The organism is Thalassotalea marina (assembly GCF_014656435.1).
Classification (GTDB): Bacteria; Pseudomonadota; Gammaproteobacteria; order Enterobacterales; family Alteromonadaceae; genus Thalassotalea_C; species Thalassotalea_C marina.
The window spans coordinates 55173-69895 of the sequence record NZ_BNCK01000004.1 but is presented as its reverse complement, the minus strand read 5'-3'; the positions used below and the strand labels follow the sequence as shown (position 1 = coordinate 69895).

Genomic DNA, 14723 nt, shown 5'->3' with positions numbered 1-14723 from the left:
ATGACCGAGACTCTCCAATGGTTAGACACGGAAAGTCTCGCTTTTCCTCCTCTTAATAGTGCATTAAAAGAGCCTAACGGCTTACTTGCACTGGGAGGAGATCTTAGCGTCGAACGCCTCGTTTCCGCTTACAGCAACGGTATTTTCCCATGGTATAACCAAGGCGAGCCAGTACTGTGGTGGAGTCCAAATCCCCGCGCAATTATTCCAACAGACCAATTAAGAATTAACCGTACTTTGCGTAAATTCTTAAAAAGTTGTCCTTATCATGTCACCTTAAATCATGCTTTTGAAGAAGTCATAGAATATTGTGCAGATGCCCCGTTTCGTCGAGAAGGTACTTGGATCATCGACGAGATGATTGACGCATACAAAGAGCTGCATAAGCAAGGTTATGCTCATTCTGTTGAAGTATGGCAAGAAAACACGCTTGTTGGCGGTTTATACGGCATTGCTGTGGGCGGTTTTTTCTCTGGCGAGTCAATGTTTTACTCTCAAAAAAATGCGTCAAAAGTTGCACTGGTGGCACTTGCTAACCTGTTACAAACACAAGGCATTAAATTTATCGATTGTCAGATAGCCAACCCATTTTTGGTGGATATGGGCTGTATCGAAGTTTCTAGGCAAGCGTTTATCGATCAACAGTCATTGCTTGTTAATAAACAGCTACCTGAACAATTCTGGCTTCCAAGACCGCTTGATTTAGCTATACTTTAGTTTATGAACAACAGTTTTCAGCTTGGTGTCAGCCAAACTTTTCCATGTAATTACTTGCCTTCGCAGCAAGAACGGTTGCTTATTGCCGTCGACGAACGCTTACAAAACCCTGATAGTTATTCTTGGTTGATGCATCAGGGTTTTCGTCGCAGTGGCGACCAAATCTATCGACCGTATTGTGAAAACTGCCAAGCCTGCCAATCGTTGCGTGTCATGGCACAACTTTTTAAACCGTCGAAAAGCCAAAAGCGTATTATCAGTAAAAATAAACACTTGGTTATTGCATCAAACTATAAGTTGCAAGACTACTATTACCCGCTATACGAAAAGTATATCAACCAAGTCCATAGCGACGGCTCTATGTTTCCACCAAGCTATGAACAATACCGTAACTTTCTTTCGTCCCGTTTATGCCAGCAGCTTTTTATCGAATTATGGGATGAAGATAAATTAGTATCAGTAGCAGTTACTGACCAATTATTAGATGGCTTATCGGCAGTGTATACGTTTTATGATCCTGACTATCGAGAGCGTGGAATTGGCGTTTATTCAATTTTGAACCAAATACAAATGGCTGCGCAGTTACACAAACCATACCTGTATTTAGGTTACCAAATTGACGCTTGTCAGAAGATGAATTACAAAAATCGGTACTACCCACACCAGATTTTAAAAGAAAATCGATGGCAAGCAGTAAATAAATAACACTATAGCTTTACTTTAGTCGATCATTTGGGCATGATCTGCGCAGCTTTTTTATCACTGCACAAATTAGAGGTTTAACGCCCAATGGCGAAAGAAGAAAATATTGAAATGCAAGGTACGGTATTAGACACCCTACCAAACACTATGTTCCGTGTTGAATTAGAAAATGGGCACGTAGTTACAGCACACATTTCAGGCAAAATGCGTAAAAACTACATTCGTATTTTAACTGGCGATAAAGTAACGGTTGAGCTTACACCTTACGACTTATCAAAAGGCCGTATTATTTTCCGTGCAAGATAATTTAAACAGTTATTTGTAAATAAAGCTCCTAGTAAGGAGCTTTATTTTTTTGCGAGAAAGTTAGGGTGTTTTGTTTATTTGCCTTACTGCTTGACGCATTTTAATAATATCCTGTTTACTGACCTTCATGTGTTGATAAAACGCCTTGTTAAAACAGCGTATCACTAACGCCACATGCATAGCTATATTTGTATCTATCTCTTTAAGTTTACGAATAAACTCAGCATCAGTCTCTTCGTTGGTTTTATAAATACCTTTTTTGGCTAACCCTTTTAACATCAACTCATAATATTTGACATGAGGATTACTCTCTCTTGTTTTAACACTTTGCAGCCACTTAACAGCAAAATATAAAAAGACAACCACGAGTAAAGTTACAAAAATACTCAAGGTAGCCATTAACTTAAATTGCTGACCAAACCAGCTTGTTAACAAGTTAAACTGAGCAAGACTCGAATAATTAATAACGGCTTTTGTCCATTGGTAATCAAGCATATCAACGTAATACCTTAATTGATCAAACATTTGACCAGACATCCACTGACTAAAGCTAAAACTAGCTAATGCCGTTTGTTCTTGCAGTAACTGTGAAGAAAACCCTTGTGATACCCTACTTGGGTCAACCGCAGCTGTAGGGTCTACACGCACCCAACCTCGCTGATCAAACCAAACTTCTACCCAAGCATGAGCCTCGCGCTGTAATACCCTAAAATATTGTCCTTGGCTGTTGTAACTGCCCCCCATATAACCAAGTACAACCCGTGCAGGGATCCCAGCAGCGCGCATTAAGTAAGTAAAACTACTAGCATAATGTTCACAAAATCCTGCTTTGGTATCAAAGAAGAAGCTGTCTAATGAATGATCAGGGATAGGCGGCGGCTCTAGTGTATACCTATAGTTTTGTCGGCGAATGGTTTGCAACACTTGCGCAATTAATTCGCTTTGTCCTTTAAAGTTTTCTTTGAGCGTTTGACCATATTCGTACAATCTAGGGTTGCTGCTCGCATCAATTGATGTGTTAAAACGCAAATCTACATTTGATTCGTATAAATTTAACCTTGCATTTAAATCGCTAGCCAATTTGTATGCTACCGGCTTATTGACACCGTCTTTTAACACCAAACTGTAATCATTTAACACTATTACGTCTTTTAGCGGATTGTCTCTATCTGGCTGACCCAAATCTAAAACCAAAAGCCAAGGCTTAAAACTCGTCTCCTGGATTATCTGATATCGCACAAGTTTTTCTGCGCTAGTGGATATGTTGTGTCTATTTGCAGGTACTTGCGCATAGTTTATAACATCATCGATACGAGCTCTTTTACGCTGCCAAGTTTTGCCATCAAATTTTTCTAACACCATAGCGCGCCAATAAAGTTGTTGGTAGCTAGGCGTTGTGCCTTCAAATTCAACACGAAATGCTAACTCATTAGATAACGCGAGTTTTGATAAATCGCCTATGGTTAAACTATCAGACAATCCCGTTTGAGAACTCTTAGCTTGAGGTACCTGCCAAAATGGTGAAATTTTGGGAAACAATACAAACAATGCGATGGCGATTGGCATACTTTGCAGCAGCAGTTTTGTCGAATACGTTGCCAAAGGCTGCAAACGACTTTCACGATAAAAGTAGCTAAGTAACAACATGATATTAAGCAGTAAAATAGCACCAACCAACATTGCAAAATAGATGGACTGCTCAAAAATAAACGCCGTTGTCGTTACTAAAAAACTTAATACCACAAATTGATAAAAATCAGCCCTGCGACGCAATTCAAGTGGTTTTAATATAAAAGACAAACATAACAGGTGGATCATACCCGCCAAAAGGCCAAGTGACTTTCCAAATGCTATTAGCAAAACACAGCCACAAAGCGCGATTAGCGCCTTCATCCAAGCTCTAGGCGCACCAACTAATTGTTTGAAGATGGCCCATTGCCACAAAACAACAATGGCACAAATAGCTAAAAACCATAAAGATAAGGTAGACAGTAAAGGTAATAAATTAACCGACAATACTGTGAGTATTAACACTTGCGTGGATTTTGGCAAAAGAAACAGTTGTTTATTCATTTCTCGCCTCACAATCGCTTCCCCAGCGTGCTAACGCCTCTAAACAAGTTGTTAAATGTTGCTCGCCTATGTTGCTGTCAATTATTTGCTCGGCTAAGTCCAAACCAAATGGTATTTGAGCTTGGTGATATTCCAAAACAAGGAAACACAAATGGCTGAGTTTGTTTTCTATGTTATTACCTGGCATATCGTAAAGTTTTAATACGTTATGATTAGGTTTAACGTGATTTGCATAGCGTTTAACCTGCCATGCCTGTCCTTTAGCCACTTGCTTCCAAGCAACTTGCGATAATGGTTCACCTAGCTGGTATTGAGCTAATTCGTAAAAGTCGTCTCCTTTAACCCTTTTATCATTGGGCTCTGTATCCCCTTCTTCGTCAATTAAGGTGTGTTGAATTTGTGCAACTTTACAAGGTTTAGGTTCAGGGTAAACAATAAAGGTGATCGGGAACTTTAAATACGTCCAAGTACGAAAAATCCCTAACGGAAACTCTGACAGTAACTGTAAACGCTCGATGGTAAATACACCTCGGCGTGGTAAAGTAACCGATAATTTTGCCTTATCAGCGACAATGTCAATCACAGTTTTGCTGGAAACAGGCTGCTTTAGGGTGAAAACAAAAGAACGTCTTTTTTCAGTATTGTAAAGCGCTATTGAAACATCAATAGGCTCTGCGACAAAGCCTGTTAATGTGCCGTTTGAGCGAATTTCTAAACCGGCTAAATTACTGTAACTGTGTAACATCACTACGGTAAACAAACCTACAATAAAAAAGCTCACCAAAATGATCAGATTGTTTTGATAATTTGTTCCCAATACAAATAGCAAAACAGCAAAGCTTAAAAAAGCAAAGCCAAACCAAGTAGGGAAAATAAAGATGTTTTTATGACTGAGCTTGTGAATACCTGTGGTTGGCATTCGACGATCAATAAAGGCATTAAACTTTGTTTTGAAACGCTGTACGATTGATTTAAACACGACACACAATCATCACATTAATTAAACGGATCGTGACTAACGACTTGTTCTAATATTTTGCTAGAAAGCCCCGCGTGTTGATAATCCACTGCGCCAACATGTCTAGAGCCGAGCAATCGATGCTCACAAACAGCGCTAAAGACCGATTTAACATCGTCAGGTTGTACATGATCGCGCTGATGAATAAAAGCCCACGATTTAGCAGCTGCCACAATAGCTTTACCTGCTCTTGGTGATAATGGGTTAACTTGTAACTCCCCAAGACGAGATTTTTCGCATAAAGCAATAACGTAATCGAGTAAGGAGTCTGAAACAAAAACCTGCGAACTCTGCTGTTGCATACTTTTTAACGTATCAGTATCAATACAAGCAGAAATGCGTTCAAACATCGCGTTATTGCTATCGTTTTGTAATATCTTGCGTTCCGCCACTCTATCGGGAAAACCAAGTGAAATTTTCATCATAAAACGGTCAAGTTGCGACTCTGGCAAAGGATAAGTACCGGCATGAAACATAGGGTTTTGGGTTGCAATAACAAAAAATGGGTCGGGTAACGAATAAGTTTGCCCATCAACACTCACTCTATGCTCTTCCATCGCTTCTAATAATGCACTTTGCGTTTTAGGGCTTGCCCTGTTGATTTCATCCGCTAAAACAACTTGATTAAACAGAGGACCTTGGTGAAAAGTAAATGAATGCTCATTTTGATTAAAAATAGACACACCTATAACATCAGCTGGCAATAAATCACTGGTAAATTGCACACGTTGATAAGAAAGGCCCAACGTGCTGGCGAGTACATGTGCTAAAGTTGTTTTTCCCATGCCAGGCAAATCTTCAATAAGTAAATGCCCTTTTGCTAATATACAAGCTAACGCCAGTTTGACTTGCTGGTGTTTTCCAATAACGACCTGTTCAATTTGTTCAATTATTTTCTCAGTAACTTGCTGCATTTGTTACTCGTTTTTTAGATGAGATATCTACAGCATAGATGAGGATGTTATTGAGCTGCAACGATAATTTTCCTTTTTAATTGCTGATACATAGCAAAACAGCCATTATTTGGCTGTTTTTTCCTCATTGTATTGATCAAGTTTTATTGACAAAGTTATTCGACACTTGATTAACCTCAATATTTTAACAAGAAGTTTCTTTTATCATGTCCTCGGTTGTTCACAACTGCATTTGTTAATCTAAACATCGGACTTAAAAAATGGACATTGATTTTACAGATATTGAATATTTAAAAAATCCAGATTCGATAACCTTAAAAGCTGATTTTCAACAATTTTTGTTGTCTTTAGATGTACCAACAATCATTGATATCACCGGAATAAACACACATAAAACTCGTGTAATTACCACGTTGTTGCATGGAAACGAACCTTCCGGGTTAATCGCTATTCACCGTTGGTTGACACAAGACAGTGAACTGCCAACACCAGAAACCAATATAAGGATCATTATTGTTTCTGTAGAGGCTGCAAACGCAAGTCCGAGACTAAGCCGTCGATATCTTACCAATGGCTTAGATATAAATCGTTGTTTTGGCAGTCACCTTGATCACGGTTACTTTAAGCGAGCAAATTTAATTGCTAAAGCAATTGCCGATGTGAAACCTGAAGCTGTTGTCGACCTACACAATGCGTCAGGCTCTGCTCCAGCCTTTGCCGTATCAACATTAATTTCAACTAGGTGTTTAAGCTTAGCCTCCTTCTTTTGCGATACTATTATTTTATCTAGCCTGTCTTTAGGTACGTTAACAGAGCAAAACTTTGATTGTCCGACAGTAACAATCGAATGTGGTGGCGCAAAAGATGAACAAGCGCATACTGTTGCTTTTCAAGGCATTAAAGCGTTAGCAGACTGTCCGGATTTAGATTTATATCAGCAGAAAAATCCTGTAGATATTGTCTATAAACCACTGCGCATGAAACTAAAAAGTCATGTCGAACTAACATACGCTGACCAAGATGAAGGCAACAGTGGTGTTACCCTGTCAAATAAGATCGAACAATTTAATTTTGGCAGTGCAAGAAAAGGCCAAATGTTTGGCTGGTTAGATGAACAAGGACTAGATAACCTTGAACTTATTAACGAGGCGGGCGCAAATGTCATAAACGACTTTTTCACAACCAGAGAAAATCAGTTAGTTTGTGCCACACATTTACGTATATTTATGGCGACAACCAATATTGAGATTGCGACAAAAGATTGCTTATTTTTTGTCGTCAATATGCCGTCAACTGACTCAATCTAGCGCAAGAGTCATAAAAGTACTGTGTTTATCTAATTTATACTGAGCAAATGGCTGCGTCTCGACAAAACCATTTTTGAAATACAGGGTTCGAGCAGGCAAGAAAAAATCTTGTGTGCCGGTTTCAAGTTTTAAATGTTGTAAATGGTTTTCTTTAGCATGTTCAATAACCGTATTGAGCAGTTTTTGTGCTACACCAAAACCACGTTTAGCCGGCACTGTGCGCATTGATTTAATTTCAGCATAGTGTTTGTTTTGATATTTTAACGCAATACAGCCAACCACTTGATGATTAACTTTTGCTGCCCAAAATTGAATATCAGGCTGTTTTAACTCGTCAATTTTTAGTGCATGCACACTCTCAGCTGGTGAGGTTGCATACATGTCTTTTAAATGATCTTTTAATAACTCAATGATTTGGCCATCTAGCAAATCATCTTTTTCAATGGTTAATAACATACGTCTTTATCTGTTTAATCAAACATACCTAAAATCTAGCAACAAAAAAGGTGAACACTCTTTATAAATGTTCACCTTCTAAATCTTATTACATTGATTTAGTCTGAGTAAACTTCTAACTCATCAATCTCAATGTATTTATCACCATGGTTCGAATTGACTTTCAGTCTAAACACTTTGGCTTCTATTTTAGTTGGCAAGTTAGCTCTTTGGTCAATAGATTGACTCAATGAATATTGCCCTACATCTTCAAAGTCTTCACCATCCATTGACGTAAGTACAGTGACATGACGAGGACCACGCCCTAATTCAGCAGATTTTGCATTAACCATAACTCTAAAGCCCGAAATATCAATTGCTTGTTCAAATTCTACTTGCAACCAGTATTCGGTTTCTTTGTTGTCTAAGTCTTTCTTAACTAACCATATTCCGCGACTAATTTGTGCACCTTCACCGTCAACAATTTGGTCATTAAATACATAACCATCAAAAGCTGCTGCTGGCACATCACCACTGTAATAGCTGCTCGCGTGATAATTCGACTCGGTTAAACCATTGGTATAAATTTGAGCAACGTTACCGTATTGACCAGTACGTACTAAAGAGTCACTAATTTGATCGTCATCGTCAGCGTTACCATCACCCTTTAATAACGCCAAATATTCGATACTACAAATGCTATTACTATTTTCTACATAACCAATGCGAACCGTTTCTTGAGTACGTCTTACTAAATTCAATAAATCGAACCATTCGGTGGAATAGTCTTGACCACGTTCGAATGATAACAACCAAGGTTCATTTTCATTTTTTTGACAAAGTAGCGGGTTTGCTTCATCAACTGCAACACCTACTTTAATAACTTGAGATTTGCCAAGGAGAATATCGGTTACCTTCCCTTTGTACTCGGCAACATCCGCAAAAGCTAAGCTGGGAAATAACATGAGTGATACAAGCGCTTTTTTGTACATAGTAAACATCCATAAAATAAAGTCACTATGCCCAATCAAGATGAGTGCCAACATTTACGACAAAATTCTGACAGCTATCAACAGAGCTATATTCAACAAAATCTTACACTTATTAATAAATGCGATAACGAAAAATTCATATCCAAGATATAAAATTTATGGACTTTATAACACGGAGCAAATGAACGAATGAAAGTATGGATTACTGGTGTCATGTTAAGCCTAGGAGTAACGGCAAACACATTGGCGACTGAATACACCAATAAAACAATTGAATTGTATGGAGGAGCCGGTATTTATTTAGGCTCTAGTAGCGACTCAGATGGCTTAGCCTCATTAATTGGTGCTAGGTACACTGTCACAAATAATATCAAAGTTGATTTAAGCTATATGGCATCGGGGTCACTCAATGTATTCAACATCAATTCGGAAGATGACAAAGTAAGTATTGAAGATCATGATGCTTATAGTTTAACTATTGGATATTTTTATCCAATAAACAAACGTCATGAATTATTTATCGCCGCAGGTTATCTAAACGCTGACGTTGATTTTATTGATGAGTCAGGAATTTTTAGACAAACCAACAATAAAAACGAAGGCAGTTATCATTTAAAAGCTGGCTGGCAAATGTCCTTAAGCAATAACTGGATTTTTGGTGCTCAAGTTGGCTCGTACGAGCTTATTGATAAAAGCATCACTAATCTTTACGCCACTATTGGCTATCAGTTTTAACATTTACTGGGGTGAACGCATAGCGCTTCACCCCAGTAAAAATAAATTACGACTTTTTAAGCCAATTAATTTGGTAAAGATCTCTGCGCCTATCAACATAATTTTGCACCGAACCTTCATAGCGCAGTTTTTCCAACTTAGTTAAATCTAAATCAACTATGATGGTCATTTCGGTATTGGGTGTTGACTCCGCCATGATAGCGTCATGTGGAAATGAAAAATCGGAGGGTGAAAACACCGCTGACTGTGCATACTGAATATCTGCTGACTCAACCTTTGGCAGATTACCTACACTTCCGGCGATTACCACATAACATTCATTTTCAATGGCTCGAGCTTGTGCACAACATCTAACACGTAAATAAGCATTTTTTGTATCTGTCCAAAATGGCACTAGTAACATTTGCATGCCCTTTTCATTTTGCAAACGTGACAATTCTGGAAACTCCACATCATAACAAATCAAAATGCCAATTTTGCCAAAGTCAGTATCAAATACTTGTACCTGATCACCACCTTGCATTATCCAAGCTCGTTTTTCATGTGGCGTTGGATGGATTTTAAATTGTGTCTCCATTGTACCGTCGCGACGACATAAATAAGACACATTATAAAGCTGCCCTTCTTTAATCACTGGGAGTGATCCCGCAATGATATTAATGTTATAGCTAACCGCTAGTTTGGAAATATTTTCGATAATTTCGTCGGAAAAAAGCGCGAGTGCTTTTATCGCATCTAATGACGTTTTATGATCTTCCAGCCCCATCAAAGGTGCGTTAAAAAACTCGGGTAACAGTGCTAAATCACATTGATAGTCAGATAATGCATCGATAAAGAACTCTACTTGTTGGATCAACTCTTCTACCGATTTTAAGCGCCTCATTTGCCACTGAACACAGCCAATACGAGCATGGGTTTTTACTGCGCCAAAAAGTGGTGATTGCTTTTTCTCATAATACAGGTTTGTCCACTCTAACAAAGTAGCATAACCTTTAGATTCTTGGTCTTCCGGTAAATAGTCTTTTAAAACACGCTTTACTTCAAAGTCGTTCGACAATTGGAAAGTTAATATAGGATCAAAAATAAGCCTTTTTCGTACCTGTTCAATATACTGTTGTGGCGACATGGTGTTGGCATAATTTTGATAGTTTGGGATCCTGCCACCAGCTACTATCGACTTTAAATTAAGGTTTCGGCACAGCTCTTTTCTTGCTTCATACAAACGTCGCCCTAAGCGCATTCCTTGGTAATCAGGCAGAACCACAACTTCAATCCCGTATAACACGTCACCACTGGGGTCATGCGTTGTTAAATAGGCATTACCAGATATTTCATCATAAGTGTGTTGATCGCCAAATTTATCGTAATCAACAACCAATGAAAATGCCGCTGCGACCACTTTACCGTGATCTTCTATACATATCTGACCTTCAGGAAACACTTGTAGTTGCGCTAAAAATTTATCTTTTGGCCAAGCTCCGCCCATGTCAGGATATAAAGTATCCATGACATGTTTGAGATCGTCATAATCATTGACGGTTAAATTTCTAAGATTAAGTAAATGCTCTGATGTTTCTTTGTCATAGTCTGTTGTCATTTATAAGATCCTTGAAAAAAGAAAAAACAACAATGGATATGGAATAAACGTTAGCTACTGTGCAATTTACAGCTAATTATGCATTGAGGTTATACTAAATATTACCAGCAGATAGTCGTTCTAATCCCTTTAGAAACTAAGGCCGAGATAAAACCTAGTTCGACCTTGAGTATCTATTGAGTATGTATACTTAGCAAGTATTATCATATGCTAGGTCAGAATAACTGTTTTGTTTATTTGAAAAGTATTACACCATTACAAATTAAAATATGCGGTAATGCCTGCCAATGTATTCGAAGTAGCAGCTGCCGCTAAAATTAACCCCATAACGCGGCTTATCACGCTGGCACCTGCATTACCGATAATACGATGAATACCTCCAGCCATTAACATCAACAAAAAGGCTAAAAACACAACACCTAACATCACCCCTGCCGTTTGAGCCTGTTGCCATAAATCCAGTTTGGCGTTTTCTGTCATTAGCACCGCAGCTAACATCGCACCAGGCCCAGCAATTGAGGGCACAGCAAGCGGAAAAATTGCAGTTTCATGGTATTTCTCAACCAGCTTGGTTTCCTCTTCTGGTTTACTCTCACCAAAAATCATCGATAATGCAAACAAGAATAAAATGATACCGCCAGAAATTTGAAACGCAGACAAAGGTATAGCGAGATGCGTTAATATCAATTCACCTGCGATGACAAAAAACAGTAAAATAAGCGCAGCGACACCGCTAGAAATTAGTGCGATTTTACGTTTAGCTTTAACATCATATCCTCTGGTAACCGCAATAAAAACGGGCACAGTTCCGATAGGATCAATTACTGCAAAAAAGACGATAAACACCGCCAGAAAATCTATCATTCTACCTCTATAACCTGAACAGTATCAGATAAAGTAATTTTAAATTTATAAACTATTTACTAAAGACAATGGTGTACTAAAAATAAAAGGTACAGAGCATTGAACTGCTACTTTTAGCTTTTTTTAAACTGACTTTTATTTGTGTAACTTCACTCAACTATTGGTTTTTGCACAATCTATTGCCGCTTTTATCGCTGCTTTTGCTTGAGGACTGTTCTTCCAACATGTTGTTCTCAGCATAGAGGCAACCATTTCAGCAATATCGTTAACTTCGTATTTGGCTAAATCGCGAAACGAGCAAATACCAATTTCTTCAAAACGTTTTACCACCGTAGGTCCAACGCCTTTTACCGACAAAAGCTGCTCCTTCTCCAATGTAGAAAAGTGCATAAAAGCTCCTTTTTCAAGACTAATTAATATCTGAAATGTAACCTTATTGCAGCAATTTAAACAAGCTAAAATAGTTATCAATTTATTACGGTAAAAGCCAACTTGAATGGCTTTTTAATCTAATTAACTTGGCCTTTGTTAGATAAAGAAAATTTTAGTAATAATATTGAATTGCTTCAGACTAGGCTTGTCATACTCATAATTCAAAAAACTACAATTAAAGGATTAAAATGAAGGCTCCAGTCTTAACATTATTAGCTACAAGTGTGTCATTCACTGTATTAGCGTCAACCGATATCCCTATTAAAACAAACTCTCCATTGGTAGAAACAGACAGCCCTATTATGTTTGCCTATCATGATAAAGATCGAACCTTAGCTGAACTCAATTTAGCGACCAACCAATTTGCTTCCTTAGTAGTACCAGAAGAAGCTTATGGCTTTGATTATGGGAAATTGGCTAACAGTGAATCAGTCACAGCCATTGTTATGACTAAAGACGGCATTTTTGCCGTTGGCAAAACAACTTCAGAAAAACTTCTTCCGATCAATTCGTTGTTATCAAAAATAGAACCAAGTAAGTTTCAAAAGATAAAGTTTGTTAGCGATATTAATAAAGATGGTTTGAGTGATATCCTATTGCCGGATCTCACTCATTCTTCAATCTATCTACAAAATCCAGATAAGACATTCACCGAACACAAGTTTGATACCTCTCCAAATTACTCTGGTAGTTTTAATGACGGTAATTTAACCATTAACATTGATTTAACGCTTGTACCTGAGGTTTTTGATGTTAACCAAGACGGTCTGTACGACTTAATCTTTCAAAATAATGAAGAAATCAATATTCTTTACGCCACTAAACAAGGGTTTTCACCAAGCCCTACTTCGCTAGATATCCCAGTAAAGTTAGGTAAGTTTGAACAAGAAAAGGCAAAACGTAAAATTGCCTTACTACAAGATATCAATGACGACGGAATGCTCGATTTAGTTACGCAGTACTCGCCTATTCTTAGCGGCTTTGACGCTTTAGATGCAGAAATTACTTATCAGATTTATTGGGGAGAGCCAGGTGGTAAGTTTTCTCAATCACCTCAAAACTTACCTAAAGCAAGTGGTGCTACTCAATTAGCGTTTAAGCATGACTTCAACGGAGACGGTAAAAAAGATCTGCAAAAGTCTTTTATCGATTTTGGTTTTGGCACATTAACGTCAATGGCTTTAGGCAATGGAAGTGCAGAAGTAGATGTTGAAATTTCTTTCCATAGACAACTTGCTGATGGCACTTTTAACAGTGCTCCAGATTCTGAGCAAGAAGTTGAAATGGAATTAAATATGGATGGTGAAGATATGGCATTAACTTACTACACCGGCGATGTAAATGGTGATGGCAAACAAGACGCCATTTTTAAAACAGGCAGTAAAACATTAAAAATATACTATGGTAACGAGACAACCCTGTTAGAGAAAAAGGCTAAGAAAATTAAACATACGCTACCAGAAAGCGCCAACGACATTAAGTTAGTTGATGTTAATAATGATGGAAAACAAGACTTTGTATTTAGGTTTAAAGATAAAAACGGCAACAGTTCGATCAAAACCGTATTGAATTAGCGTTTGGTCTATCTATAAAGTTGCAATTGCTCTAACAAAAAAAGCGTCATCAAGACGCTTCTTTTTTATAACCTCTCTACTTTTCACCCGGTATTACATTTCGTTATGATGTAACAGCGTGCCAACTATATCTCTAAAATTATTTGCTGGTTTTATTGTATTTAATGGCTTGCCATATACTTTGGCTAAATCGATTAGATCAAAATAACCCACTTGCATACTTGTTATGTCATCAACAACAATCAAGAATTCAGCGCCAGTTTTCTCCATTGTTCGCACTACGGTGCCCACGTCACTTTGCATTACTTGTTTTAAAGAAACCTGTAACATGTCTTTAATTGGGATCATTACATCGGTAACACTAAGATCGGCTCTAGCACAACCTCGTTTTTCTGCGATACTAATCATGTAGCGGCTACCTAATCGTGCGGTTGAAATCATGCCAATAATTTGGCTTTTTTTATCAACAACAAAACTGGCTCGTCTTAAGGTTTTGCTCAACACTAAGTTAGCTTCATCTATACTGCTGCTTTCATCGATATTTTGCATAGGGAACAATAAAAGATTGTGCATCATTTGGTGAGCTGGAGCTTGGTCTAAGTTTTTGTATTCAGATACATCTAAACGATTTTCATCGCGTATAAAAGCCTTCAAAGGCTGTGTATTTAAAGTTGCATTAGTGTTCATAAATCACCTCTAGTTTCAAATTGTTAAAAACGGTTTTAAACGAATTAACTGATTGAAGGAGGTGCTCTAATAGATGTAGTTAATTTAAAAGTTAGACGCGTGGTGAGCGTTAATTCAATAGGCTCACTTGACTGGCCTTCTATGCCAGTACTATGTGTAGTGATGATACAGTCATCTAAATCAAGGTTTGTATTGCTGTTATCTTGATCGACTGCAATAGGAGAAAGAGAAATCGCCAGGTTATCATTAGCTGTACTGGCGGTAGACACCGTCAATAAACTAAAAATAATTGTTACTAGTAAAAACCGAACTACCTGCATACGATCAACTCTTCAACTGCTTACTTTAAATGTATGAGCAGTTCCAAGGT

General features: G+C 37.9%; 16 protein-coding genes. 6 read left to right on the top strand and 10 right to left on the bottom strand.

What is annotated here, in order from left to right; all coding sequences use genetic code 11:
* From aat to infA, 3 genes are all read left to right on the top strand, one after another.
* Entirely contained in the window at positions 1 to 717 is a 717-nt protein-coding gene (aat, locus tag IE199_RS09510) for a leucyl/phenylalanyl-tRNA--protein transferase (RefSeq protein WP_189769697.1), read from the top strand.
* Positions 718 to 720: 3 nt separating this feature from the next.
* Positions 721 to 1422, top strand: coding sequence for an arginyltransferase (locus tag IE199_RS09505; protein WP_189769695.1), 702 nt, complete (start codon positions 721 to 723; stop codon positions 1420 to 1422).
* Between the two features lie 84 nt (positions 1423 to 1506).
* Entirely contained in the window at positions 1507 to 1725 is a 219-nt protein-coding gene (gene infA, locus IE199_RS09500) for a translation initiation factor IF-1 (RefSeq protein WP_011043571.1), read from the top strand.
* 60 nt (positions 1726 to 1785) lie between these two features.
* Here infA and IE199_RS09495 read toward each other — a convergent pair whose 3' ends face one another.
* From IE199_RS09495 to IE199_RS09485, 3 genes are read right to left on the bottom strand one after another with little or no spacing between them, the layout of a single operon-like run.
* Positions 1786 to 3798: a transglutaminase TgpA family protein gene (locus IE199_RS09495; protein WP_189769693.1), complete on the bottom strand. Its 2013-nt coding sequence runs from the start codon at positions 3796 to 3798 to the stop codon at positions 1786 to 1788.
* The gene (locus IE199_RS09490) at positions 3791 to 4777 is read right to left on the bottom strand and encodes a DUF58 domain-containing protein (protein ID WP_189769692.1); all 987 of its coding nucleotides are present in this window, start codon (positions 4775 to 4777) and stop codon (positions 3791 to 3793) included. Before IE199_RS09490 ends, IE199_RS09495 begins: the two co-directional genes overlap by 8 nt.
* 17 nt (positions 4778 to 4794) lie before the next feature.
* Positions 4795 to 5730, bottom strand: a complete 936-nt coding sequence (locus tag IE199_RS09485) for an AAA family ATPase (protein ID WP_189769691.1) — start codon at positions 5728 to 5730, stop codon at positions 4795 to 4797.
* 260 nt (positions 5731 to 5990) lie between these two features.
* On the opposite strand from IE199_RS09485, the gene IE199_RS09480 reads away from it, so the two are divergent.
* On the top strand, positions 5991 to 7037 hold the full coding sequence (locus IE199_RS09480) for a M14 family metallopeptidase (RefSeq protein WP_189769690.1): 1047 nt from the start codon (positions 5991 to 5993) through the stop codon (positions 7035 to 7037).
* Here the strand turns inward: IE199_RS09480 and IE199_RS09475 are convergent.
* On the bottom strand, positions 7029 to 7493 hold the full coding sequence (locus tag IE199_RS09475) for a GNAT family N-acetyltransferase (protein ID WP_189769689.1): 465 nt from the start codon (positions 7491 to 7493) through the stop codon (positions 7029 to 7031). The genes IE199_RS09480 and IE199_RS09475 overlap by 9 nt on opposite strands.
* Positions 7494 to 7591: 98 nt before the next feature.
* A complete protein-coding gene (locus IE199_RS09470; protein ID WP_189769688.1) occupies positions 7592 to 8464 on the bottom strand; it encodes a discoidin domain-containing protein in 873 nt (290 codons plus the stop codon).
* Between the two features lie 189 nt (positions 8465 to 8653).
* Between IE199_RS09470 and IE199_RS09465 the strand changes: the two genes are divergently transcribed.
* Positions 8654 to 9199 (top strand): outer membrane beta-barrel protein, encoded by a 546-nt coding sequence (locus tag IE199_RS09465; protein ID WP_189769687.1) that lies wholly within the window; start codon positions 8654 to 8656, stop codon positions 9197 to 9199.
* A 46-nt stretch (positions 9200 to 9245) separates the two neighbouring features.
* Here IE199_RS09465 and IE199_RS09460 read toward each other — a convergent pair whose 3' ends face one another.
* The 3 genes from IE199_RS09460 to IE199_RS09450 all read right to left on the bottom strand — a co-directional run bounded on the left by IE199_RS09460 (position 9246) and on the right by IE199_RS09450 (position 12050).
* A complete protein-coding gene (locus tag IE199_RS09460) occupies positions 9246 to 10796 on the bottom strand; it encodes a bifunctional GNAT family N-acetyltransferase/carbon-nitrogen hydrolase family protein (protein WP_189769686.1) in 1551 nt (516 codons plus the stop codon).
* Between the two features lie 255 nt (positions 10797 to 11051).
* Positions 11052 to 11660: a MarC family protein gene (locus tag IE199_RS09455; protein WP_189769684.1), complete on the bottom strand. Its 609-nt coding sequence runs from the start codon at positions 11658 to 11660 to the stop codon at positions 11052 to 11054.
* Between the two features lie 153 nt (positions 11661 to 11813).
* Positions 11814 to 12050 carry a helix-hairpin-helix domain-containing protein gene (locus tag IE199_RS09450; RefSeq protein WP_189769682.1) on the bottom strand — a complete coding sequence of 79 codons (237 nt, stop codon included), beginning with the start codon at positions 12048 to 12050 and terminating at the stop codon, positions 11814 to 11816.
* A gap of 230 nt (positions 12051 to 12280) precedes the next feature.
* On the opposite strand from IE199_RS09450, the gene IE199_RS09445 reads away from it, so the two are divergent.
* Positions 12281 to 13666 carry an FG-GAP repeat domain-containing protein gene (locus tag IE199_RS09445; protein ID WP_189769680.1) on the top strand — a complete coding sequence of 462 codons (1386 nt, stop codon included), beginning with the start codon at positions 12281 to 12283 and terminating at the stop codon, positions 13664 to 13666.
* A 93-nt stretch (positions 13667 to 13759) separates the two neighbouring features.
* On the opposite strand, the gene IE199_RS09440 is transcribed toward IE199_RS09445, so the two are convergent.
* Positions 13760 to 14353 carry a CBS domain-containing protein gene (locus tag IE199_RS09440; RefSeq protein ID WP_189769678.1) on the bottom strand — a complete coding sequence of 198 codons (594 nt, stop codon included), beginning with the start codon at positions 14351 to 14353 and terminating at the stop codon, positions 13760 to 13762.
* Positions 14354 to 14397: 44 nt separating this feature from the next.
* Complete coding sequence (locus IE199_RS09435) at positions 14398 to 14673, bottom strand: hypothetical protein (protein ID WP_189769676.1); 276 nt, start codon at positions 14671 to 14673, stop codon at positions 14398 to 14400.
* Positions 14674 to 14723: the final 50 nt, after the last annotated feature.